The sequence below is a fragment of the Halopseudomonas sp. SMJS2 genome (assembly GCF_029866945.1).
GTDB classification, from domain to species: Bacteria; Pseudomonadota; Gammaproteobacteria; order Pseudomonadales; family Pseudomonadaceae; genus Halopseudomonas; species Halopseudomonas bauzanensis.
Genome location: NZ_CP123445.1, coordinates 1,815,683 through 1,839,537 on the forward strand (window position 1 = coordinate 1,815,683; position 23,855 = coordinate 1,839,537).

Annotated in this window: 23 protein-coding genes; 3 read left to right on the forward strand and 20 right to left on the reverse strand. The window is 61.5% G+C overall.

The annotated features are described in order from the left end of the window. Positions 1–68: 68 nt before the first annotated feature. Positions 69–446, reverse strand: coding sequence for a YkgJ family cysteine cluster protein (locus QAO71_RS08440; protein ID WP_136869462.1), 378 nt, complete (start codon positions 444–446; stop codon positions 69–71). 171 nt (positions 447–617) lie between these two features. Between QAO71_RS08440 and QAO71_RS08445 the strand changes: the two genes are divergently transcribed. Both QAO71_RS08445 and QAO71_RS08450 read left to right on the forward strand, forming a co-directional pair. Next, positions 618–1,835, forward strand: coding sequence for a serine hydrolase domain-containing protein (locus tag QAO71_RS08445; protein ID WP_074778648.1), 1,218 nt, complete (start codon positions 618–620; stop codon positions 1,833–1,835). Positions 1,836–1,897: 62 nt separating this feature from the next. Next, positions 1,898–2,752: a PA4780 family RIO1-like protein kinase gene (locus QAO71_RS08450; protein ID WP_074778647.1), complete on the forward strand. Its 855-nt coding sequence runs from the start codon at positions 1,898–1,900 to the stop codon at positions 2,750–2,752. A 5-nt stretch (positions 2,753–2,757) separates the two neighbouring features. On the opposite strand, the gene arfB is transcribed toward QAO71_RS08450, so the two are convergent. The 11 genes from arfB to QAO71_RS08505 all read right to left on the reverse strand — a co-directional run bounded on the left by arfB (position 2,758) and on the right by QAO71_RS08505 (position 13,314). Beyond that, positions 2,758–3,171, reverse strand: coding sequence for an alternative ribosome rescue aminoacyl-tRNA hydrolase ArfB (gene arfB, locus QAO71_RS08455; protein WP_036989739.1), 414 nt, complete (start codon positions 3,169–3,171; stop codon positions 2,758–2,760). Then, a complete protein-coding gene (locus QAO71_RS08460) occupies positions 3,168–3,923 on the reverse strand; it encodes a gamma-glutamyl-gamma-aminobutyrate hydrolase family protein (RefSeq protein ID WP_280164174.1) in 756 nt (251 codons plus the stop codon). Before QAO71_RS08460 ends, arfB begins: the two co-directional genes overlap by 4 nt. A gap of 76 nt (positions 3,924–3,999) precedes the next feature. Next, entirely contained in the window at positions 4,000–4,995 is a 996-nt protein-coding gene (locus QAO71_RS08465; protein ID WP_280164175.1) for a DUF4105 domain-containing protein, read from the reverse strand. Positions 4,996–5,063: 68 nt separating this feature from the next. After that, positions 5,064–6,575, reverse strand: a complete 1,512-nt coding sequence (locus QAO71_RS08470; protein ID WP_051610845.1) for a phospholipase D family protein — start codon at positions 6,573–6,575, stop codon at positions 5,064–5,066. Between the two features lie 110 nt (positions 6,576–6,685). Then, complete coding sequence (locus QAO71_RS08475) at positions 6,686–9,238, reverse strand: ankyrin repeat domain-containing protein (protein ID WP_280164176.1); 2,553 nt, start codon at positions 9,236–9,238, stop codon at positions 6,686–6,688. Positions 9,239–9,264: 26 nt separating this feature from the next. Then, entirely contained in the window at positions 9,265–10,023 is a 759-nt protein-coding gene (locus QAO71_RS08480) for a TonB family protein (RefSeq protein WP_280164177.1), read from the reverse strand. Then, a complete protein-coding gene (gene exbD / locus QAO71_RS08485; protein WP_074778638.1) occupies positions 10,023–10,457 on the reverse strand; it encodes a TonB system transport protein ExbD in 435 nt (144 codons plus the stop codon). Before exbD ends, QAO71_RS08480 begins: the two co-directional genes overlap by 1 nt. Before the next feature lie 2 nt (positions 10,458–10,459). Continuing rightward, positions 10,460–11,347, reverse strand: a complete 888-nt coding sequence (locus QAO71_RS08490; protein WP_280164178.1) for a MotA/TolQ/ExbB proton channel family protein — start codon at positions 11,345–11,347, stop codon at positions 10,460–10,462. Between the two features lie 17 nt (positions 11,348–11,364). Continuing rightward, positions 11,365–11,691, reverse strand: coding sequence for a transcriptional regulator (locus tag QAO71_RS08495; protein ID WP_136869467.1), 327 nt, complete (start codon positions 11,689–11,691; stop codon positions 11,365–11,367). Further along, positions 11,691–12,239: a hypothetical protein gene (locus tag QAO71_RS08500; RefSeq protein WP_074778633.1), complete on the reverse strand. Its 549-nt coding sequence runs from the start codon at positions 12,237–12,239 to the stop codon at positions 11,691–11,693. Before QAO71_RS08500 ends, QAO71_RS08495 begins: the two co-directional genes overlap by 1 nt. A 406-nt stretch (positions 12,240–12,645) precedes the next feature. Next, on the reverse strand, positions 12,646–13,314 hold the full coding sequence (locus QAO71_RS08505; RefSeq protein ID WP_280165669.1) for a murein L,D-transpeptidase catalytic domain family protein: 669 nt from the start codon (positions 13,312–13,314) through the stop codon (positions 12,646–12,648). A gap of 344 nt (positions 13,315–13,658) precedes the next feature. On the opposite strand from QAO71_RS08505, the gene QAO71_RS08510 reads away from it, so the two are divergent. Then, positions 13,659–15,185: a L,D-transpeptidase family protein gene (locus tag QAO71_RS08510; RefSeq protein ID WP_280164179.1), complete on the forward strand. Its 1,527-nt coding sequence runs from the start codon at positions 13,659–13,661 to the stop codon at positions 15,183–15,185. A gap of 2 nt (positions 15,186–15,187) precedes the next feature. Here the strand turns inward: QAO71_RS08510 and QAO71_RS08515 are convergent, their stop codons facing one another. The 8 genes from QAO71_RS08515 to QAO71_RS08550 form a co-directional block, all read right to left on the reverse strand. After that, complete coding sequence (locus QAO71_RS08515) at positions 15,188–16,195, reverse strand: ArsA family ATPase (RefSeq protein ID WP_193075092.1); 1,008 nt, start codon at positions 16,193–16,195, stop codon at positions 15,188–15,190. A 9-nt stretch (positions 16,196–16,204) separates the two neighbouring features. Then, the gene (locus tag QAO71_RS08520) at positions 16,205–16,429 is read right to left on the reverse strand and encodes a cory-CC-star protein (RefSeq protein WP_211242654.1); all 225 of its coding nucleotides are present in this window, start codon (positions 16,427–16,429) and stop codon (positions 16,205–16,207) included. Between the two features lie 53 nt (positions 16,430–16,482). Continuing rightward, positions 16,483–18,159: a carbon starvation protein A gene (locus QAO71_RS08525; RefSeq protein ID WP_280164180.1), complete on the reverse strand. Its 1,677-nt coding sequence runs from the start codon at positions 18,157–18,159 to the stop codon at positions 16,483–16,485. Positions 18,160–18,281: 122 nt separating this feature from the next. Then, positions 18,282–19,346 carry a magnesium/cobalt transporter CorA gene (gene corA, locus QAO71_RS08530; RefSeq protein WP_074778625.1) on the reverse strand — a complete coding sequence of 355 codons (1,065 nt, stop codon included), beginning with the start codon at positions 19,344–19,346 and terminating at the stop codon, positions 18,282–18,284. A gap of 12 nt (positions 19,347–19,358) precedes the next feature. Beyond that, positions 19,359–20,753 (reverse strand): siroheme synthase CysG, encoded by a 1,395-nt coding sequence (gene cysG / locus QAO71_RS08535; RefSeq protein ID WP_074778623.1) that lies wholly within the window; start codon positions 20,751–20,753, stop codon positions 19,359–19,361. An 80-nt stretch (positions 20,754–20,833) separates the two neighbouring features. Beyond that, entirely contained in the window at positions 20,834–22,117 is a 1,284-nt protein-coding gene (serS, locus tag QAO71_RS08540) for a serine--tRNA ligase (protein WP_136869471.1), read from the reverse strand. Positions 22,118–22,155: 38 nt separating this feature from the next. After that, the gene (gene crcB, locus QAO71_RS08545; RefSeq protein ID WP_136869472.1) at positions 22,156–22,527 is read right to left on the reverse strand and encodes a fluoride efflux transporter CrcB; all 372 of its coding nucleotides are present in this window, start codon (positions 22,525–22,527) and stop codon (positions 22,156–22,158) included. After that, positions 22,524–23,855 carry a replication-associated recombination protein A gene (locus tag QAO71_RS08550; protein WP_074778617.1) on the reverse strand — a complete coding sequence of 444 codons (1,332 nt, stop codon included), beginning with the start codon at positions 23,853–23,855 and terminating at the stop codon, positions 22,524–22,526. The genes crcB and QAO71_RS08550 overlap by 4 nt, the downstream gene beginning before the upstream one ends.

Below are 23,855 nucleotides of genomic sequence, written 5' to 3' on the forward strand. Positions count from 1 at the left end.
CAGCAAAAAGCCCCGGCAAAATGATTTGTCGGGGCTTTTTTGTATTTGTCGAGATATTGCTCTGCCCTTCAGGCCGCCACGATTGGTATCAACCCCGGCCCCCGTGGATTAGACGGCAGCGGAGGCAATCCATGCAGGGCCCGGGCCCGCTGGCAGTCCGGGCTGTCCAGGCCATTTTCACCATGATAAGGAAACTCGCGACAGGTGCTGGAGCGCTTTTCATAGATGCTGCAGCGGACCGCATCCCCTACTTCGCCCATCAGCGCCACGCAACGAGGTGACGGCTGGTTGGTCCCTTGCATGCAGCTCAGGTAGGGAGTGACCTTTTCGGTCAGTCGCTCAGGCACCAGCCCGCCGGGCGCGCTATCGGCCTCGCCCCAATAGAAGGAGACTCGGAAGGTGGAGCAACAGGCACCGCAGTCCAGGCAGGGTGAAAATTCGCTCATCGCATGGCAATCCTCATTCGTTTTTCGGAAGAGATTTTTACGCCTGTTACCCGGTTCTTCACAAGTAGGCGGAAGAAAAAAATATTGCCTGCCGGGGGCGGCCCCTTGCCCTGCCCCGCTACATTCACGTTACTATCGAGGGCCTGTTTCGCCGCTAGCCTGGAGAACCCGATGGCCGATTCCCCCATTGTTGCCGGTATGGACCTGAACCGACTGAACCGCATTGCCGAGCATCTGGAAAACAATTACCTTGCGCCCGGCAAACTGCCTTGCGCGGCGACGCTGGTGGCCCGCCATGGCCAGGTGGTGTGGCAGCAGACCCAGGGGCTGATGGATGTCGAGCGGGCTCTGCCCGCCAACAGCGACACGCTGTATCGCATCTATTCGATGACCAAGCCGATCACCTCTATCGCGCTGATGCAGCTGTATGAGCAGGGGCGTTTTTTGCTCGACGATCCGGTGCACAAGTACATCCCGTCCTGGCGCAATCTGCAGGTGTACAAGTCTGGAGTCCATCCGCAGTTCATCACCACGCCGCCAGCACGGCCGATGACGATTCGCGATCTTCTGACCCACCAGTCCGGACTGAGCTATGGCTTTTCCTGCCGCACCAATGTGGATGCTGCCTACCGTGAACTCAGGCTGGATGGCCACTCCGGCCTGACCCTGGAGGGTCTGATCGATGAGTTGTCCCGGCTGCCCCTGGAGTTCTCCCCGGGCAGCGCCTGGAACTACTCGCTGGCAACGGATGTGTGCGGCTACCTGGTCCAGGTATTGTCCGGCAAACCTCTGGATGATTATTTTGCAGCCCATGTTTTCCGACCTCTGGGCATGCAGGACACCTTTTTCACTGTACCTGAGGACAAGCTGGCACGTTTTGCGGCCTGCTATCAGTACCAGGATGGCGATACCTTCAGCCTGCAGGACGACCCACAAAGCTCGCACTTCACCCGGCGCCATGGCTATCTTTCAGGCGGCGGCGGGCTGATCTCTACTCTCGGCGATTACTACCGCTTCGCCCAGGCCCTGGCCAACGGCGGCGAGCTGGACGGCGCACGCATCATCGGACGCAAGACGCTGGAGTTCATGCGCCTCAACCACCTGCCGAACAATACCGACCTGCCCTCCGTATCCACCGGCGGCTTCAGCGAGACGCCCTATGACGGCTCCGGTTTCGGGCTGGGCTTCGCCGTGAAAACCGATATAGCCAAATCCCAGACCATCGGCTCGCCGGGGGAATACGGTTGGGGCGGCATGGCCGGCACCACCTTCTTCATCGATCCGGTGGAGGATCTGATCGTGATTTTCATGACCCAACTGATCCCCTCCTCCAGTTACATGATCCGTCAGGAGCTGCGGGCACTGGTCAACGCCGCCCTGGTTGATTGATTTTTCACCGGAAAGCCTACCGGGGGGCTGATAAAAACGCCGGATAAGGGTATAACGGCGCAATGAAAATACCCCCGAGAATTCAACCCCTGGTCGACGATGGCCTTGTCGACGAAGTCATCCGCCCATTGATGAGCGGCAAGGAAGCTGCAGTCTATGTCGTGCGCTGCGGCGATGCGATCCGCTGCGCCAAGGTGTACAAGGAAGCAGACAAGCGCAGCTTCAAGCAGGCCGCGCTGTATCAGGAAGGCCGCAAGGTGCGCAACTCCCGGCGCGCGCGGGCGATGGAGAAAGGCTCCAGGTTCGGTCGGGAGCAGCAGGAAAGCATCTGGCAGAACGCCGAAGTGGATGCGCTGTACCGGCTTGCCGCAGCTGGCGTGCGGGTGCCCAAACCCTACGGCTGTTTTGACGGCGTACTGCTGATGGAGCTCGTGACCGACGAAGAGGGTATGGTAGCCCCGCGTCTGAACGATGTTTCCATGTCCGCCGAGCAGGCTCTGGAGGATCACGCCCTGGTCATGGAGTTCGTCAAGCGCATGCTCTGCGAAGGTCTGGTGCATGGTGACCTGTCGGAGTTCAACGTGCTGGTCGACGAGTACGGCCCGGTCATCATCGATCTGCCCCAGGCAGTGGATGCCGCGGCCAACAATAATGCTTTCTCCATGCTGCAGCGGGATGTCACCAACATGTCGCTCTACTATGGCCAGTACGCCCCCGAGCTATTGAGTACGCGCTACGCCAAGGAAATGTGGGCGCTCTATGAAGAAGGCAAGCTGACGCCGGACACACCACTCACCGGGCAGTTCGATGAAAGCGACGAGAGCGCGGATGTCGATTCAGTGGTTGCCGAGATCAAGGCGGCCATGGCCGAGGAAGAAGAGCGCATCCAGCGCATCATGGACGCCGATCTGGAATAAGGGGATCAGTCATCGACCCGGCCACGCAGCGCCTTGATCTTGCCGCGCTGGGTCTTGCTGTCCATGCGCCGCTTCTGCGAGCTCTTGGTGGCCCTGGTCGGGCGGCGCGGCTTTTCCACCACGGTGGCTTCCTGAATCATCTGCACCAAGCGCGCAATGGCATCGTCCCGGTTCTTTTCCTGGGTGCGATGCTGCTGCGCCTTGATCACCACGATCCCTTCCTTGCTGATGCGCTGATCCTTGAACTGCAGCAGCCGTTCCTTGTAGAAATCCGGCAGGCTCGACGCCTGAATATCAAAGCGCAGGTGGATCGCGCTGGAAACCTTGTTGACGTTCTGGCCGCCGGCGCCCTGGGCGCGAATGGCGGTTAACTCCAGCTCGTTCTCGTCCAGCGCGACGGTTGGTGACAACTGGATCATCCGGCCACACCCGCTGCGTCGCGGCATTGGGGCTCGCTTGCCGCGCTTCTGGCGTCGTGCAGAAAACGCACGATCCAGCGCATCATCAGCAGGCTGTCCGGCTCGGCACTCAGCGACGCCAGGCCGGCTCGCAGACGCGCCGGTGGCAATGTCCGTTCACGCAGCTGCATCAGATCCCGGCAATAGCCTTTGCAGAACTCGGGATGCCCCTGCACGCTGAGAAAATTGTCGCCGTACTGGATCAAGTAGTATGGACAGAACTCGCTGCTGGCCAGTACCTCGGCTTGCGGCGGCAGGATCACCACCTGATCCTGATGACTGACCAGCAGGTCCAGATGAGTCTGGAAGGGCTCCATCCACGGCTTGCGCTCGAGCACCTGGTTGAACGACATGCCCACCCCCCAGCCCTTTTCCGACTGCCGAACCGTGCCGCCCAGCGCCCGGGCCATCAGCTGGTGGCCGAAGCAGATGCCGACCAGGGGGATTCTCTGCTCCCAAAGGGTGCGTACGAATTCGCACAGCGCCTCTATCCAGGGCAGGCCATCATTCACCCCGAACTTGCTACCGGTGATCAGCCAGGCATCGCATTCGTCTGCGCCAGCGGGCAATTGCCCATCCAGCACCCGGTACACCGGCAATTCGCAGTCGGGCAACAGCTCTTGCAATAGAGTGGCGAACATCTGCGGATAATTGCCGTATTGCGTCTGCAGGCTTTGCTTCACATCATCACATTGCAAAATACCGATCTTCACATTTCACCTCATCGAATGAATCTGGCTACGGAGCCCCATTACCCCCAGGCGGGAGGCAATGCAATGGCCGTGCCGTCTACTCCCAGCCCGGCACACCACGGCGAATCAGCGCCGAGAAATCGGGAGCCGTATCCGCCTCCCGAGCCTGCCGGGTAATCCGACCGCGGCGCTGCAGCTCCGCCAGTGACAGGCCAGGGACCATGCCACCTACCTCATGAACATAGGCCGGTAGATAGCCAGTCAGCAATAGCCGGTGGTCCAGCGGCAGGCCATCGACGATCTTCTTCATCATCGAATACACGATGGTGGTGCAGTTGCCGGTCACCGTATGGTAGAAACGGGGCTGCTCAGCGAGCTGGTTGGCCTGTACTACGAAAGAGCGAAACAGCTCGCGCGCATCAGCCGGGCCCAGATTGATGCGATACAGCTCAAGCTCCTCGTGACGCACGTTGCTGCGCACCCGCACAATGTCGCGCTCATCGGCGGCGATGATGCTCAATTCGAATTGCTTGAAGAAACCACCCAGCTCGGAAAACCTTTCATGCCTCTCCCGGCGAATCTCCACCGAGAACGCCACATGCTCGCCGTCGCTGAAGCCAAATGACACCAGGACATGGGAGATGGCCGCCAGCCCCCAATTGGAGGTGAACATGTCCACCGAGCGCAGGCGGGACAGATCATATACGCGGCTTTCCCAACCGATGTCGTAGTCCTGCTGACTGCGCCAATGGAAATTGCGCACATTATCCAGCCTGACCTGTCGGCCATCGACGGTGCCCGTGGTGATGTGGGCCAGGTCATCAGCCCAGTCCCGTTGATTGCTCGGCTTGATTGTCCCCCACCAGACAACCAGCAGGGCGAACAGGGCGATGTACACCAACAGGCTTTGCCACCAGCTACCTCCCAGCCAGAACCAGTACAGCAGCGCTACCAGACCAAGCAGCCACAACAGCGGAAACCCATAGCGCCCCGCCCCACCACCCGGTGCCTGAAACCACAGTGCCAGCACTGCCCACAGGCTACTGAGAATCATCAGGAAAGTGACCAGCGACAGCAGAACGATCCGAAACATGCGAGGCCTGCAAGGAAAATTTCGCTCATCCTACGTCAAACGCGGGAAGCAGGTACAGGGGCAGCCTCCTAGAGCTGCCCCTCGATCGGCAGCCAGCCGAGGAACCAGGCCGCGGTGCGGCGGAAGCGGCTGGCATGGGGTTCCCGATCCCAGCTTTGTTCAGAGGACTCCCAGCGCAGTTGATCGTTATCGTCGAGTTTCAGCTCAAAGGCGAATTCACCTGAGGTCCAGTGGCGAAACAGGCCAGCCAGCGCTTGCGCCAAGTCGGCCTGATGCACCAGCACGCCCGCCTCGGTATTCAGGACGATGGAGCGCGGATCGAGATTGACCGAGCCGACGAACACCTTATCCCGATCAAAGACGAAGGCCTTGGCATGCAAACTGGCCTGGGATTCGCCGAGGAAGGTGCTGGTCCGTTCTTGCTGGGTGGACTGGCGCTGGAGCTCCCAGACTCGCACACCGCCCTTGAGCAACGGCTTGCGATAGCGGGCGTAGGCACTGTGCACCGCGAGCACATCGGTGGTAGCGAGCGAATTGGTCAGCACGCGCACATCCACACCGTGCTCTACCATATCGATCAGGAAAACCTCTCCTCGGGAGCCCGGAATGAAATAGGCGGACATCAACAACAGCTCTTCTTCACTGTCCCGGGCATGGCCGATCAGCTTGCGTGCCAGTATTGGCACCTGATTGGTGTCGTGCTGGGGGTCGGCCTTGGTGGGCGGGTCCGACAGCCATTGCGCCTCACCCCAATGCCAGACGATACGGTCATCATGCAGCGCCCGGTGAAAGGGCGACTCGGCCACCGCCTGCAGATAGGCGCCCCCGTCGTGCCGCTCACGCAACGCCTCGAGCTGTTTACGCAGCTTGAGGCTGGCGTCTTTGCCGGGGCGGCGGAACATGCTTTCCACTGGCACCGACTCGTTGGCGTTCCAGTAGTCATCGAAACTGCGCGTCACGTCCCGAGTGATGCGGCCCATGCCCAGGATATCGATATCCTGGAAATCCATGGCGCTGAGGGAGAAGTACTCATCACCGATATTACGTCCACCAGTAATGAACATCTGGCTATCCACCACCATCAGCTTGTTGTGCATGCGGTAGTTGATGCGGCCGAATTCGCCAATCTTGCTGAAATATTTCAGCACACGCCCGCGCAGGGTCACGGGATTGAACAGCCTGACTTCGATATTGGGGTGATGGTTGAGCGTGGCGACGTCGAAGTCACGCAGGCCGCTGCCGATATCATCAAGCAGCAGGCGCACCCGCACGCCGCGGTCAGCGGCGCTGAGCAGACGCTCGGCGATCAGTCCGCCGGTCACATCGCCGCGGTAGATGTAGTACTGCAGATCCAGGCTCCGCTCGGCCCCGTCGATCATCGCCAGTCGTGCCGCCAGCGCGTCGGTGCCGGTTTGCACCAGCGTGAAACCGGACAGCCCGGCGCTATTCTCAGGCTGATGGTCACGGACGTAGCGGCCGATTTCGGAGCCGTAATCGGGTTTGACCGCGACGCTCGGAGGTAAATGGCGTTCCGGCAAGGAGCTGGCGCAGCCCACCAGCGTCACGATTATCAAGATCAATAATGTCCGGAAACCTGTCTTCACCCTGCCCCGCCTTGCTCGCATGCTGACAATGGCAGTCTAGCAGCGAGCCGGCGTGGAGCGTTAATCTGTAACCATCAACTGATACTCTATGGCGCGGCCGCGCGGGTGTGCAGGAGGATGTAAGCCTGGTTGGTCGGCTTCAGATTCTGTAGTTGGGCCGCACTCAGCAGCGCATGCCAGGTGCCGGCAGCGTCATCGCGTTCGCTATCGAAGAGCACACTGAGTACCTTGGCCGCTGGCTGTTGGGACAGGCTGTATCCCGCCACATGACCACCTTTGGCCGCTACCGGGAACCCCACATGCATGGCCAGCGAACTTGCGGAGCTGCCTGCCAGGTCGGGCAATTGCAGCGTCAGCGGGCCGGTGAGCTCCATGCCGCCGCGGCGCACGGCCGCGGTACCGATTTTCAGCGCCAGTGGAGGCAATTGCCGATCGAGCTCGTCAGGCCTGAGGTCCAGCGAGCGGCCGAATAAACTCATGGCGGGCCGTGACTTGAGGCTGATGCGGTATTCCACCCCGTCGACTTGATGTTGCAGAACATCGCCCTGGCGTACATCAACCGGCTGCCGCTCAGCGGCTGGCAATGCAGCGTAGCTGCCGCACAGGCTATCGCGAAGGCGGTCCCGTTCGCTGGTGTCCAAGGTGTCGTTGCTCTGCATCGCCTGACACACCTGCCGATCGTAACCATCCCACGCCAGGGTCGTCGCACCGGCGGCGGTCAGTCGCTCGATAACCGTCCGATCCGCTCTAGCGGCTGCCATCAGCAGAGCGGTCTGCCGGCCCTGCCCGGCCTCGCGCCGCTCCGGGCCGCCGACGCCCATGGTCGGGCGCAGCTGGGTTTGACCATGCACATTGGCGCCTTGGTCCAGCAACAGTCGCACGCTGTCGGCTTGGTTGTGCTCGGCGGCGCTCATGAGCGCGGTCTTGCCCCAGCGGTTGCGTTGATCGGCGTCGAAACCGGCATTGAGCAACAACTGCAGATTGTCCGGGCGCAGAACCGCCGCCATTACCGCCGGCGAGTCGTCGGGCCCGAGACCACGGCGTGGGCCGAGGGTATTCGATTCATAGGTGATGAAATCCCGCACCACTGGCGCCGGTGCATTGTTCAGCAGCACGCTGTGCAGCGTGGCAAACTGGCGCCCGCGCTCAAGATCGCCCGGAGCGGGGGCCACGGCGTAGCGCGGGTTATAGCTTGCATGGGCAGCCAGCGGCAGCGCCACCGGCTGGGCCGGTGGCGCGAGGTTCTCCATGGCGCGGGCCAGGGTTTCATGCAGCAGCAGATCCGCTGCAATGCGCGCCTGCGCCTCGTTCAGCCCTTGGCCGAGGAACATCTGCTGCAGCTCCTGCCAGGCCGGCTGCATCATCGGCATCACCCGCCGGTAGATCTGCTTGTTGGTCAGGTTGCGCTCGGACCAGTCGAACAACGCATCCAGCGCCTGATCCTGGCGCTGATGCAGCGCCGCCTCCCGCCCGTACCGCTGCAGGGCGTCGGTTCCCAGCAATGGCAGATTCAGCAGCGTCCACTGCGCTTCCTTCCAGGCCTGAAAGGCGTCGCGGCGCTCATGCTGAGCCATGGCCGGTAATGGATCGCCAGCGATGTCATTGAGCTCGGCTTCCAGCCTGGAATAGGCTGCCAACCCGGCCAGGGTGTTGGTCCGCGGCGGCGTAAGATAGGTCTGGTACAGGCACAGCGGTTGCAGGTTGGCGCCATCGAGCCGATACAACCCGGCGTAGGCCGATTCACCCCGCGCCGCCGGCGAATAGAAGCCCCAGGTTTCGTTGACCAGCACGTAGGCCTGCCCGCCCCGGCGAAATACATCGATGGTCCCGTAATCACCGGTCTGCGATGAGGCCGCATGGGCACGCCCTCCGTAGTTGGGCTGCTCGGCAATCCAGAACGGCAGAGTCGCATCGTCCAGCAGCGGCTGGCCATCCACGCTGAGACCGCGGGCGCGGGTCTGGTAACCGGCGTAGAGCCCGGCGTTGTAGAGCTCGACCCTGACCTGGCGCCCGTCGACACTCGCCTGCGGCACCTGAGCGTGACTGCCGGCGATCAGCGTTACGCCATCCAAGCGCGCCGGTGACGGCAGGCCATGGCGGCGCAGATCCCGGTTCAGCTCAGCGCCGGTCTGCTCGCACACGCCGGCGTCTCGATTATCCACCAGACGGTATTCGGCGTAGCTGGCCAGGGCATGGGGGTCATTACCGGCAGTGGGCCCGGCCGGCGGCCAGCTATCCAATGCGCGGCGCCGCTGCTGGTACAACCCGGTAAGACAATGGCGCAGTTGCTCGTTGGGCTCGGTATCCATTGTAACCGCGCATTGCTCGCCTCGGCTCAGCAGCCATTGTCGATGATTTGCCGCCAGCAGCAGGCTGCCTACCGGGTCCAGCTCATGTTGCAGCCGGTGCTGCTTCTGGACCAACGCCTTGTCCAGCTGGGCCAGGGCATCGTCAGCACAGATCTGCCGATGCACTGCTGGCAAGGCCCCAGTACAAGCAAAGCTGGCTCGGGTCTGCTGCACTGCCGGGCGGGCCTTGGGAGTGGTATCGATGGGTGGCTTCGGCGGCACTGGGGCGGCACAGCCTCCCAGCAACGCTGCGGCAATCAGGGTGCAAGAAAAACGTGTTGTTACCGGCATATTCTCAGTCCTTCCCTGCAACGGTGTCATTTGATGAAGATGGCGGTGCCATAGATGACATATTTCTCGGCTCCCTGATTGGGCGGCGGCGGAAACGGCCCCGCGCCGCGTACGGCCTGCTCGGCCGCAGCGTCGAGCAACTCATCACCACAGCGATCAATTTCGTAACTCAACATCCGGCCACTGGCGTCGACGGTAATTTCATAGGGGATATAACATTGGCGCTTAAAGTCATTGGGATCGCCCTTGTACCCCGGCGGCGGCTTGTATACCGATCCTTCCGGACGCTGGAGACGTGCAGTGACCCGGCCCTTGACCGTATCGGCATAGCCGGAGGGCACCGGCCGCCCTCGGGCCGCAACTTGGCTTTCCATGGGCGTGGGGGCCGGCGCTGCCCAGTCCTGGTTATCGCCGAAGGAATGCACTGGCGGCCCGCTGCGCTGCGGGGTTGCCGGCCGTGCCGGCGCCGGTTCTCGCGCTACAGCCTGGGGCTGAGGTTCGGGTGCTGGTTCCGGCTCAGCTATTGGCTCTGGCTCTGGCTCTGGCTCTGGCTCTGGCTCTGGCTCTGGCTCTGGCTCTGGTTCGGGCTCGGGCTCGGGGGCCGGTTCGGGCTCTACCGGCGATACCAGCTCGATAGCAACTACCTGCGACTGCTGCACTATCGGATGACTGAATCGGCTGTCCATCAACCAGACCACCAGGGCCGCATGCAGCCCAATGGATAGCACGATTACCAGCAAGCGTATCGGCCAGGCCCGCTGCGGGTTTCCGCGGTGAGCTTGCATCAGGGCACCAGCTCTTCCATGGCCACCAGGCTGATGCGCGGGTAGCCGGATTTCTGCAACTGGTTCATTACCCGCATCAGGGTGCCGTAATCCACTGCCTGGTCGCCGCGCAGGAATAACCGGGTATCCAGCCGTTGCCCCGTTGCACCATGGGTCGCAGCGCTCAGCTCTTCGAACGCCACCAACCGTTCCTGCACGAACAGACGACCATCGGCCTGCACGCTGATATAGACGGGATCAGTCGGCGGCACATTCGGCGCTGCGGCATTGCTGGGCAGATCCACCGGCACATCCACGGTAGCCAGCGGCGCCGCCACCATGAAGATGATCAGCAGCACCAGCATCACATCGACAAACGGGGTGATGTTCATCTCGGCGTTCTGCTGGTAGCTGTGGCGTTTCACCGTCGGTCCGGAATCAAGATGGATGGCCATGATCAGCGAGCCTCATCCATCTGCCGGGACACCGTGGCCAGCAACTCGGCGCAGAAGTTGTCCAGCGTGCCAACGAAGCCGTTGATGTCGCGGGCGAACTTGTTGAAGATCATCACTGCCGGTATGGCCGCGAACAGGCCCAGTGCCGTTGCCAATAGCGCCTCGGCAATTCCTGGCGCGACCACCGCCAGGCTCGCGGTCTTCATGGTGGCGATACTGGCAAAACTGTTGAGAATCCCCCAGACCGTACCGAACAGACCAATGAAAGGCGCCGTCGCCCCGATGGTCGCCAGCACGCCCATCATGGCGCCGAGCCGGGACAGGTCCCCTTCCTGCACCACGCTCGCGCTCAGCGACATGCGTTGCAGCAAGCGATTAATCTGATCAGCCGTGACGTTGCTGCCCCGGTGATGATCGAAATGCTTCAGCTCAGCCTGTGCTGCCTGCCAGATGCGACCGACCGCACTGCCGCTGGCCTGCTCGGTCAGTTGGGCGGTATCCCCGTGGCGGAAGGCGTTAATGAATGCCCGGTTACGTCGTCTGGCGGCAGAGAAGGCCCAGAGCTTCTCGAACAGAATCGCCCAGGTCAGCAGCGAACAGAACACCAGAAATATCATGACCGACTTCACGACCAGGTCGGCCTGAACGAACATCTCGCGCACACCAAAGCGCTCAACAGCGGTCGCCGCGAAGGGCGCGACGGCAACGATCTCCGCGGGAGCGACACTATCGCCGGATTGTTGTACCGCTGGGCTGGCGGGAGCGGCGGGTGCCTGGGCCAATGCCAGACCGCCGGTCAAGCCAGCTAGACCCAGTAGCGTCAATAGACTCATCAGCCGCAGCCTTGCCTGCCAGCTACCCGCCCGCGATCGAAGCTTATTGATTTCCATATGAACCTCGTTTGTTGTTATTGGTTGTCGTCGAAGCCGGAGGCATCCGGATTCAGGGGAGCGAGAATGGCCTGCAGCGCCATGACATAACGGCTGAAGGCAGTACGGCCCTGGGCGCTGAGGCATACCCGGGTGCGGGGCTTGCGGCCGGCAAAATCCTTCTTGACCAGCACGTAGCCCGCATTCTCTAGCGTGGTGAGATGCGCGCCGAGGTTGCCATCGGTAGCCTCGACAATGGCGCGCAATGCCACGAACTCGAGCCACTTCCCCGCATCCAGCGTGTTCAGCGCGGCCATGACTTTCAGCCGGACCGGCTGGTGAATGATTTCATCAGGTGTCTGCATCACAACGCCCTGAGCCAGAGGCCGGAGACGATCAGGGTGCCGCCGCAGGCGAGCGTCATCCAGGGCCAGAACACCGGGAGTAACAGGATATAGCCGCCCAGGCACAGGGTGCCGAGTAGCAAGCCGATGACCATATAGCGCGGCCGCAGCTGAATGCCACGCAGAATGTAAAGGGCCGCCAGCAACATGGGCGCGAGCATGGCGCCCTGCTCGGGTGTGAGGGGCCAGAAGACGATATTGAGGGCAAGGCAGAACAGCAGAAAGGTCCCGATGACGGCCAGATAACGCCAGGCGACGCGGGCTCCGTCGGCACCGGTACGGCTGGCCATCCAGGTGCCGACGCCTATGGTGACGAGAACGACCACTACCCAGATTGGGATCAGGTAATCGCGGAAGCAGGCGGTGAGAGCAAATCCGACGACATAGGCCAGCCCCCATAGCAGCAGCTGTCCGGATTCGGCCTGATAATCCTGGAAGCCGGCGGCGCGATGCCGGATCAAATCAATTTCACGCAGCGCCTGGGCGGCCTCTTCAACGGTAGTGGTCATACCGGATCTCTTTGTTGTTATTTTGTAAAGTACTCTATGCGACAGAGCGAGCAGAATCAATAACTGTCTCGCCACGACCTAAGGGAATATTGTGATCCAGCTCACAATTAGGCGCTATTTCGTGAGCCAGACGGTGGTGTCACCGACCTGCAGGGGCTGCTAGCTCATGAGTACGGACGCGCCGAAGGGGTTGTGCATTTGCCCCAGACCGGATTCGCCGGCGACGGCGCCCTACCGCCTCGCTGCTGCGGTCAAGCGCCAGCCCATCCGGCCAGCATCAAGCGGGTGGATATCTTCATGGAGGGCAACGCACCAAATACCAAATGTGCGTTGTTATGGAAAAGGGATTGCAATTTGATTACAAACCGGCAACCAGCATCACGCCGCTGCCGGCCTGCGGGGCGGTTCAGCGGGTCGACACCATCATGTTGCTGCCCTCGGAGACCGGGCAATTGATGAACGACGAGGTCGCCAGCCAATGATCATCCGGATACCAGGAGAACATGAACTGCCCGCCCTTCAGACTATCCACCACCATGCCCGCCACTTCCGGGCGTACCGCCGGGCAACCATGGCTACGACCGATACGGCCATGGCGCTCGATCCAACTGGGATCAACATAATCGGCGGGATGAATAACGATCGCCCGCTGTCGGGCCAGATCATTGATGCCCGGCTCCAGGCCATCCATGCGCAGGGAATAGCCGTGCTTGCCGAAGTAGCTTTCCTGGGTGCGGAACAGGCCGATACTCGACTGATGGCTGCCCTCGATATTGGAGAAGTTGCTCGCCAGGTTATCACCCGAGCCCTGGCCGTGGGCGACCAGATCCTGCAGCACCAACGTCCTGGTCTGCAGATCGAAGATCCACAAGCGCTGATCGCTGGATGGCAGGGAGAAGTCGATTACGGCAAGACGCTCGGCCGGCTCGGCGCCACTATTGACCGCACATTGCATCGCCGACACGGCGGTCAGCAGTACCTGCGGATTGAGATCAGGGGCCTGGCTGGCCAGGGTGCTGGCCAAGTGGCTCTGCGGGTAGGATTGGGTGGGTGGATGGGTGATGGCGGTCTCCATGGCGGCCGCCGGGCCGGCTACAAATGCGAGATAGGCAGCAGTCAATACGCCAACGCAGCGTAGACGATCGAACATCGAATTACCCCTCGGCTCAAAAGGGTCGAGCCAACAAAAAATAAAGAAAACAGGTCGCTCTCCGGCTGCTTATCAAACAGTCTGCGTGGCTTTGCCTATACTGCAGAACAGGCCGGATGAACAGATGCGCCCCCAAAATGTCGTTGGGAGATTACCTGTTGCTCAAAAAATGTACAGTGCTATTCGTCAGTTGCCTTTGCTGGGCCGCAGTACCCGCCAAGGCAGAATTCACCGTCAAGGTTGCATTGACGCCCATCCAGGAGAGCTTGATGCAAGGCACCGCCCAGCGGTGTGAAGGGCTGCCGGAACTACGCAGTATGCCGATCGACGAAGCCCTGGAGCAGCTCTACGAGGTCAATGGCTACATTTCCATCTGGCAACAGGAAGAACGTTTGCAGAGCCTGCAGGAGGAGTTGCTCGAGCTGGCCACTGACGGGCTGGAGCCGCGGGAATATGCTCTTGCCTTTGCCGACCCGCCCGAAGATGTCTGCGCAGAACTGCGGGTGACCGGCACTTATCTGCAAGCATTGGAGCACCTGAGCCGCGGCCGTCTGGACCCCGAAGACCATGAACCCATGTGGCATCCGAAGGATTATCCGCCACCCATGCGGTCGACCGTTGCCGAGCTGGCCCGCTATGGACTAGCAGACATGTCCCGGGCATTCGACCGTGCGCGCCCCACTCTGCCCCAATACGTGGAATTACGCCGCGCCTACCGACAGATGGACCGCGAACCGATGGTCTTCACTGCCTTCCCCGAGGGCCCGTCGATCAAGCCGGGAGCGACCGATCAGCGCCTGCCCCAGCTGGCCCAGCGGCTCATGCTGGAAGGTTTTCTGCCATGGGAAGACCCTTCTGCCGGCCCGCTCACCGACCCGATCACCTCTGTTGCCGAGCCGGTACGCGCTCAGCCGCTGAGCTATGATAGTCAACTGCAACAAGCAGTCCGGGCATTCCAGGTTGCCCATGGTTTGCAAAGCGACGGCATTGTCGGTCGGCAGACGGTGGCGGCGCTGAACGTCACCCCGCAAGAACGTCGGCTGCAGCTACTCATCAACCTGGAACGTCTGCGCTGGCTGGAGGCCAGGAGGGATGAGCATGTGTTGCTGGTCAATTCGGCTGGCAGCACCGCGGTCATATTCCAGGGCAACGATGTCCGCTGGGCATCCCGGGTGCAATCGGGCACAGCCGACCGAGCTACTCCGCTTATGGTATCGCGCATCAACCGGGTTACCCTCAATCCCAGCTGGACCATTCCGCCAACCATTTTCCGCAAGGATAAACTGCCACAGATCCGCAGCAATCCGGCCTACTTTGCCGAGCGCAATCTGCAGGTGCTGGATTACCAGGGTAACCGGTTGAATCCGGCGGATATCGACTGGTACAACCCCCAAGGTGTGCTGTTGCGTCAACCACCGGGGCCAGAGAACCCGCTCGGGGCCATGGTGTTCCGCTTCGAAAATCCCTTTGCCGTATTCCTCCACGATACGCCCAGCCGGTCGCTGTTCGAACGGGCTGCGCGGAATGTCAGCTCCGGCTGTGTGCGGGTGGAGCAGGCAACGGAACTGGCGGATTATCTATTCGATAACCTGGACGCAAGCGAGCGAGAACGCATCCGCAAACTCCAAGCCACCGGAAAAACCCATGAGATCCGGGTCAGGAATGGCCCGCAGGTGATCCTCGGCTACTGGACGGTGCAGGTGATGGAGGACGGCAGCCTGCGCTATCTGCCTGACCCCTATCACATGGATGAGGCTCTGGGGAAAGCCCTGAGCGCCGCCCTCCGGGAGGATTGAACTCAGAAGCCCAGCGCCGCCAGACGCTGGGCGATCGACTGCAGTATTTCCAGCCCCTGGACATCGGTTTCCAGCCAGGGCAAGCGCGGACGGGGCAGTTGGCTCAGTTCGGTATCGATCCGCTGCAGATACACTGCTTCCTGCTCGCGGCGGCGGCGCAGAAAGTCGCCATCGGCCTGCTCGGGAATGACCCGATTGACCAGTGTCGCAACGACGGGAATGCCCACTTCCGCGAGCGTAGCAACTGCCCGTACGGTTTCCAGAATGGGCAGCCGCTCGGGCGTCATTACGAACAAAAAACCACTGATCGCAGGATCTTCCAGCTTGCGCCGCGCCTGGTGAAACAGCCGACGACGGTTCATCAGGGTTCTGGCGACATCCCGTGATCGCCGGTCCACGGTGCTCAGCGAATCCTGCTCCGGATCGTCAAAGGGCGTGGCGATATCGCGCCCCGCTTTTGGCGTCAGGTGCTGCAATACCTTGCCCAGCTCGGCAGATTTGCGATTGTGTGACAGCAGGCCATCGGTCCAGGCGGCCATGGCTTCGGGCAATGACAACAGGCGCAGTGTATGACCGATGGGCGCGGTGTCGAAAATGATCAGGTCATATGCGCTGTCCGGGTCATTGATCAACCGGGCAATGCGCTCCAGCAATGCCGCTTCCTGAGTACCCGGGGACTGCCGCGTTAATTGCATCTGCCGCTTGAGTTCGCCGAGCATTTCCGGGGCGGCAAAGCCCTTCATCTGCTCCATTACCCGCTTGAGGTGGCTATCGACCTCGGCATCCGGATCGATTTCCATGGCGTCCAGATTCGGCAGTATGCGGCGTGGCTTGTCGTCCAGTTCACGGGCGAAGACGTCACCGAGGCTGTGGGCCGGGTCGGTGGACACCACCAGGCAACGCCGACCGCGCTCGGCGGCGAGTACCGCCAGCGCAGCCGACACCGTGGTCTTGCCCACGCCACCCTTGCCGCCGACCCAGACCAGCCTACGGCTCAACAGATCAAACATGGGATTCTCTCAACAGCAACGAAAGTGATCCAGCGGCGAATGTTCCATGCCCATGCGCCGGTGCCAGTCGTGGAAGCGTTCCAGCAAGAATGGCTGCAGCTCCAGTGTGTAATAGGCGGCCGGGTTCGGCACACCCATCATCTCGGCAAAGACCAGCAGCATGAACAGGTCATCCTCATCGCGTCGAGCCCGGGCAATCGCGCCGCGATAGCGGCTGCTGTAGGCCTCTTCCAGGAAGAAGCGGGCCTGGTCAAGCCAGCCCCGCTGCTTCGGCTCTCGCCCTCCGGTCACGGCTGTTCCTGCGCCGCAATGGCGCGGTGGCGCTTGAGCGCCGAGGCGCATTCCATGGCGACCAGGATCGACGCAACCAGCACCACCAGGTCCAGGGCCAGCAGGAAGTAGTTGCCCTGTTCGTAGAAGGTCCGCACCTGGAGCACCAGCGCGATGACCGTCATTACCAGCACGAAGCACAGGGGCACCAGGGTATACCTGATCGGTCGGCGCAGGTGGACCAGCATCACGGTGATGACCAACAGCGTCAGGCCAGCCAGCAACTGGTTGGTGGTGCCGAACAAGGGCCAGATCAGCATGCCGCCGGAGCCATCCGCGCCACCGGCGCCAAACGCCAGCAACAGACAGGATGCGATGGCCAGTACGGTCGCCGGCAAGCCTTTCTTCATCCACTCGATGTTGTAGATATCACCCCACTCCTGGAAGATGTAGCGCTGCAGGCGCAGGCCGGTATCCATGGTGGTACCAGCAAACAGCGCAGCCATTACCGTCAGCATGGTGGCCGCCAATACATCGGATACCCCCATGGCGTTGGAAATGATGTAGGCACCGCCCTGCACGAATGCCGTCACCCCACCCTGGCCAAACGCGGAATACATGGTCTCCCAGTCCGCCAGCGTGGCAAAACCAGCCGACGCCACCAGGATCGCCGCCAGGGCCAGCATGCCTTCCCCTACCGCACCGAAATAACCAACGAAGCGGGCATCGGTCTCGCGATTAAGCTGTTTGGAGGTGGTGCCTGACGAAACCAGGCCGTGGAAGCCGGAGATGGCGCCACAGGCGATGGTCACAAACAGTAGCGGAAGAATCGATGGCGTACCGGCCGGCACGTTGTCGTTGAACATCGGCGCGATCATGCTCGGGTTGAGCAGCACGATAGCGGCATACAGGATCAGCAGCCCGACAAACAGTTGCAGGCCGTTAATGTAGTCTCGGGGTTGCAGCAGCATCCACACCGGCAATACCGAGGCGACACCGGCATAGAGGAACAGCAGCAGGATCCAGACGGCGTTACCAGACATGCCAGCGACCTCAGCTGGCATCTGAACCGGCACTGACGGCCCGAGCAGAATCAGACCATACAAGGCCGCCACCCCGACGACCGATACCGTGATCAGACCAATCTTGCGCCGATAGATCAGTTGTCCGATAACCAGCGCCACGATAATCGCGCCCCACACCGGCACGACTGCCGAAGGGAAGGACATCATCAGGTTGGCGATCACCACGGCGAATACCGCGTTAACCATCAGCAGCAACAGGAAGATGACGATCATGAATATGCTGCGTGCCCGCTTGCCGACCACATCACCGGTCAGCGATCCGACGGAGCGGGCCTTGTTGCGGACACTCGCCCAGATGGCCCCGGCATCGTGCACGCCAGCGAAGAAGATGGTACCGAAGACCACCCAGAGAAACGCCGGCGCCCAACCCCAGATGACCGCGATGGCCGGCCCCACAATAGGCGCGGCCCCGGCAACCGAGGTGAAATGGTGACCCCAGAGAACGTATTTGTTGGTGGGCACGAAATCGACGCCGTCTTCCAACTCATGGGCAGGCGTACGAAAGTCCGGGTCCAGACGGAATATCTTCTCGGCGATGAATTTGGAATAGACGAAATATCCCAATGCCATCAGGATCAATCCTGCCGCCAATACCAATACTGCGCTCATCCCATGCTCCTTGTTTTTATTTGTTTATCGCCATGCAATATAGCCCATGATTAGAAGCGAAGCTGCATATCAGGTGCAACCTCGAATTGCCCATGGAAACGGCCTGGCGCAGCGGTTCCGGGTCAGATCCAGCGTCGCCGACGAAAGAATACCAGCAGACCGACGACGATCACCAGCATGAGGGCCATCACCGCTGGATAGCCCCAGCGCCAGCGTAACTCCGGCATTACATCGAAATTCATCCCGTAGACGCCGACAATGAAGGTCAGCGGCATGAACAACGTGGCGAAGATAGTCAGCACCTTCATGATTTCGTTCATGCGCTTGCTGATGCTGGATAGATACAGATCGAGCATGCTGACCAGTAGCTCGCGAATGGTGTCGATGCTGTCCATCACATGGATGGCATGGTCATATACATCACGCAGGTAGAGCCGGGTTTCTTCGGAAATCAGCGTGCTTTCGTCCCTGCTCAACCGGCTGAGCACTTCGCGCAATGGCCAGATCGACTTGCGCAACAACAGCATCTCCCGCTTGTAGTGATGGATGCGCGCCAGAGTGTCGGGGCCGGGTGCGTCGATCAACTGGTCTTCCAGTGCCTCGACCTGCTCGCCGATGTATTCCAGCATTTCGAAATAATGATCCACCACCGCATCCAGCAGCGCGTAGGCGAGATAATCGGTGCGCATGAAACGGATACGCCGGCCGGCCCGCAGCCGTTCGCGCACTCCCTCGAACACATCGCCCGGGCGCTCTTGGAATGACAGAACGAAATTCGGTCCCAGCACCAGGCTCAGCTGCTCGGAATGAATCTGCTGCCGCCCCTGGTCGAACTGCAGCATGCGCAGCACGATATAGAGATAGCCCTGATAGTCTTCCACCTTGGGCCGCTGGTCGGTATTGAGGATGTCTTCCATCACCAACGGATGCAGTTCGAACAGCGCCCCGAGCTTTTCCACTACTGCTGCGTCGCTGACACCATCGACATTGAGCCACAGGATGCGCTCGGCGTCTGTCTCCCTGGCATAGCTATCCATATCCTCGATGACCGATTCGGACAGCTCGTCAGGGGTATAACCGATCAGGCGGATGGCCGCGCTGTCCGGCTTGTGCTTGCCGATATGCACCAGTGTCCCGGGCGGTGCTCCGACCTTGGCCCCGCGCCTGACTACCAACTTGCGTGCCATATGCCCTCCGGATCAGCCTTGTTCTGGCGTGTCGAACCATTTCAGCTTGTCGCGCAGACTCACCACCTCACCCACGATCAGCAGGGTCGGCGGCTTGATTTCAGTCTGCTCGACCAATGCTGGCATACTGGCCAGTGTACCGGTCAGCACCATCTGGCTGGACGTGGTGCCCTGCTGGATCAGCGCGATGGGGGTGGTTGGCGCCCGGCCATGCTGGATCAATTGCTCGCAGATCACCGGCAGCCCAACCAGCCCCATGTAGAACACCACCGTCTGGCCCGGCACCACCAGTTCCTGCCAGGGCAGATTGGTGCTGCCGTCCTTGAGGTGGCCGGTGACAAAGCGTACCGATTGGGCGTGGTCGCGGTGGGTCAGCGGTATACCGGCATAGGCGGAACAGCCGTTGGCTGCGGTGATACCCGGTACCACCTGAAAGGGAATGCCGTTGGCGGCCAGCTCCTCGATCTCCTCCCCGCCCCGACCGAAGATGAAGGGGTCGCCGCCTTTGAGGCGCAGTACCCGCTTGCCCTCCTTCGCCAGGCGCACCAGCAACTGATTGATCTGCTCCTGGGGTACCGCATGGTTGGCGCGGGCCTTGCCCACATAGATACGGTCCGCGTCACGCCGGCACAGATCGATGATGGTATCCGGCACCAGCCGATCATGCAGCACCACATCGGCCTGCTGCATCAGACGCAGTGCGCGGAAGGTCAGCAGATCCGGATCACCCGGGCCAGCGCCGACCAGATAGACCTCGCCTCGGTAGGATTGGCCCTTCTGCTCCTGCAGACGTGCGATCAACAACTGTTCGGCTTCGGCATCGCGACCGGCGAATACCCGCTCGGCGATATCGCCCTGGAAAGCGTCTTCCCAGAATACCCGGCGTTGGTTGATACCAGGAAAAGCGGCCTTGACCTTATCCCTGAAACGTTGGGCGAGCTGCGCCAGGCGGCCCCAGGTATGGGGAAACAGGGTTTCGATACGGGCGCGGGTCAGGCGTGCCAACACCGGCGCATGACCGCCACTGGAGATGGCGATCATCAAGGGGGAACGATCGACGATGGCAGGAAAGATGACAGTGCAATGCTCCGGTGCATCCACCGCATTGACCGGCAGGTTGCGCGCCTGGGCATCGCGGGAGACCTGGGCATTGAGCGTCTCATCGTCCGTGGCGGCGATCACCAGCTGCACACCATCCAGCTGCGCCGCTTGGTAACCCTGTAGCAACCCTTCCCCTTCATGCTGCTCCAGCAGTTCGTGCAGCGGAGGGGTGATATCCGGCGCCACCACGCGCAGCCGGGCACCGGCGTCGGTCAACAGGCGCGCCTTGCGCAGGGCGATGTCACCACCGCCAACGACCAATACCAAGCGCCCACGCAGATTATGAAACAGTGGTAGAAAATCCATATTTACCCTCTCTCGATAGCGACACGCGAGACTCTCGTTGAATTACGGCCAGCGCCGTTCCCACACAAGCGCTTCCGCACTCAGCCGATGCGCTCGAGCCCGCCCATATAGCTGCGCAGCACCTCGGGTACGGTCACACTGCCATCGGCCTGCTGATAATTCTCCAGCACCGCTACCAGGGTGCGGCCCACCGCCAGGCCAGAGCCGTTGAGGGTATGAACCAGCTCCGGTTTACCGGTTTCCGGGTTGCGCCAGCGCGCCTGCATGCGCCGCGCCTGGAAGTCGCCACAGCTGGAGCAGGAAGAAATTTCCCGGTATTTGTTCTGGCTGGGAACCCACACTTCCAGATCGTAGGTCTTCACCGCGCCAAAGCCCATATCACCGGTGCACAGAGCCAGGGCGCGATATGGCAGGCCGAGGCGCTGCAGCACGTCTTCGGCGTGGCCAGTGAGTTCCTCCAGAGCACGTTCGGAATCATCCGGGCGCACGATCTGCACCATCTCAACCTTGTCGAACTGGTGCTGGCGGATCATGCCACGGGTATCGCGGCCGGCTGAGCCAGCTTCACTGCGAAAGCACGGCGTATGCGCAGTCATCTTCAGTGGCAGGCTGGCTGCATCGAGAATGCTCTGGCTGACGATATTGGTCAGCGAGACCTCCGCGGTGGGGATCAGATACAGGTCACGCTGATCTTCACCGCGCGGCACCTTGAACAGATCTTCCTCGAATTTGGGCAGCTGGCCGGTGCCCTGCAGCGCTTCGGCCTGCACCAGGTAAGGGGTATAGACCTCTTCATAGCCGTGTTCGTTGACATGCAGGTCCAGCATGAACTGGGCCAGAGCACGGTGCAGCCGGGCAATCGGCCCGCGCATCAGCGCAAAGCGCGCGCCGGACAGCTTGGCGGCAGTTTCGAAATCCAGGTAGCCATACAGCTCGCCAATGGCGACGTGGTCCTTGGCCTCGAAATCGAACTGGCGCGGGGTGCCCCACTGGCGCACTTCAACGTTGTCATCCTCGCTCAAGCCCACCGGCACACTGGCATCCGGCAGGTTGGGGATGGCAAGCATGATGGCATCGAGTTCTGCCTGAATGCCGTCCAGCTCCTGCTTGGCCGCATTCAGTTCATCGCCCATGCGGTCCACGTCAGCCAGCAGCGGCTGGATATCCTCCCCACGCGCTTTGGCCTGACCGATGGATTTGGAGCGGCTGTTGCGTTCGGCCTGCAGGTTCTCGGTGCGGGTCTGAACGGCCTTGCGGCGGGTTTCCAGCGACTCGAGCAGACTGACGTCCAGCTCATAACCGCGGGTGGCAAGGCGTTCGGCGATCAGTTGGGGTTGGCTACGGACCAGTTTTGGATCAAGCATCGGGCATCATCTTATGGTTGCAGGTTACAGCCTGACGACTAGCGGGTCAGCATCAGGCCGGCCCAGGTGGCAATCAGACAAAGGCACACACTGAGCAGGACATATCCCAGAGCCAGCAGGCTCTGGCCTGTCTCCAACAGACGCCAGGCGTCCAGGGAGAAGGTGGAAAAAGTGGTAAAGGCACCCAGGAAACCGATCATCAGTCCCTGTTGCAGCAGCGGGGACAGCTCCGGGCGGTTCAGCCACGCGCCATATAATACACCTATCGCCAGGCATCCCAGCAGGTTGATGAGCAATGTACCCAATGGGAAGGCCCCTGGCCACAGGGTTGCGACACCCTGCCCCAGGCCAAAGCGAGCCATCGCGCCCAGCGCCCCACCCAGAGCGATCGCCAGCAGGCTCTGTATCATGGTCGCCGGCGCTTGTTCGGGCTGGCGGCGTCCAGCGAGCGCAGATACTCCAGCTTCTGGCCGATCTTCAACTCCAGCCCACGGCTGACCGGCTGGTAGTAGCTGCGCGGTTCCAGTTCCTCGGGGAAGTAGTCTTCCCCGGCAGCGTAGGCTTCGGGCTCGTCATGGGCATAGCGATAGCCCTGGCTGTAGCCCAGCTCCTTCATCAACTTGGTTGGTGCGTTGCGCAGATGCAGCGGCGGCTCCAGCGACGACTGGCCGGCGACATCCTGCATGGCCTTCTTGTAGCCCATGTACACCGCATTGCTCTTCGGCGCACAGGCCAGGTAGACAATAGCCTGGGCAATGGCGAGTTCCCCTTCCGGGCTGCCGAGGCGCTCCTGGACATCCCAGGCATGCAAACACAGGGTAAGGGCCCGGGGATCGGCATTGCCGATATCCTCGCTGGCCATGCGCACCACGCGCCGGGCGATGTACAGCGGATCGCAGCCACCATCGATCATGCGGGCATACCAGTACAGGGAGGCGTCCGGATTGGAGCCGCGCACCGATTTGTGCAGCGCGGAAATCTGGTCATAGAAGGCTTCGCCGCCCTTGTCGAAACGCCGGCGGTTATCATTGAGCAGATCCCCCACCAGCTCGACATCGATAGTCCCGCCATCGGGCACCAGATCGGCGGCGATCTCCAGCAGGTTGAGCAGCCGGCGGGCGTCCCCATCGGCGGCGCCGATCAGGATGCTCCTGGCCTCGGCGCTGATCGACAACTGATGCTGCCCCAACCCGCGCTCTCCATCGCTGAGCGCGCGTGACAGCAAGGCATCCAGCGCTTCTTCGTCCAACGACTTGAGCACATAGACCCGGGCGCGGGACAGCAGTGCGTTGTTCAGCTCGAACGACGGATTCTCGGTGGTGGCTCCGATGAACAACAGGGTGCCGTCTTCGACATAGGGCAGAAAGGCGTCCTGCTGAGCCTTGTTGAACCGGTGTACTTCATCGACGAAGAGGATGGTCTGCCGGCCGTTCTGCGCCGCATGCTGGCGTGCTTGATCCACCGCCAGGCGGATATCCTTGACGCCGGCCAAGACCGCGGAAATGGTCACGAAATGCGCATCCGCCAGGGTAGCCAACAGCTTGGCCAACGTGGTCTTGCCCACCCCCGGCGGCCCCCAGAAGATCATGGAATGCAGCGCGCCCTGCTCCAGCGCCACGCGCAGCGGCCGTCCTGGGCCAAGCAGGTGCTGCTGGCCAGCATACTCATCCAGGCTGGCTGGCCGCATCCGCGCCGCCAACGGCTGATGTGGCGGCGTCCGGGCGGCAAACAGATCCAT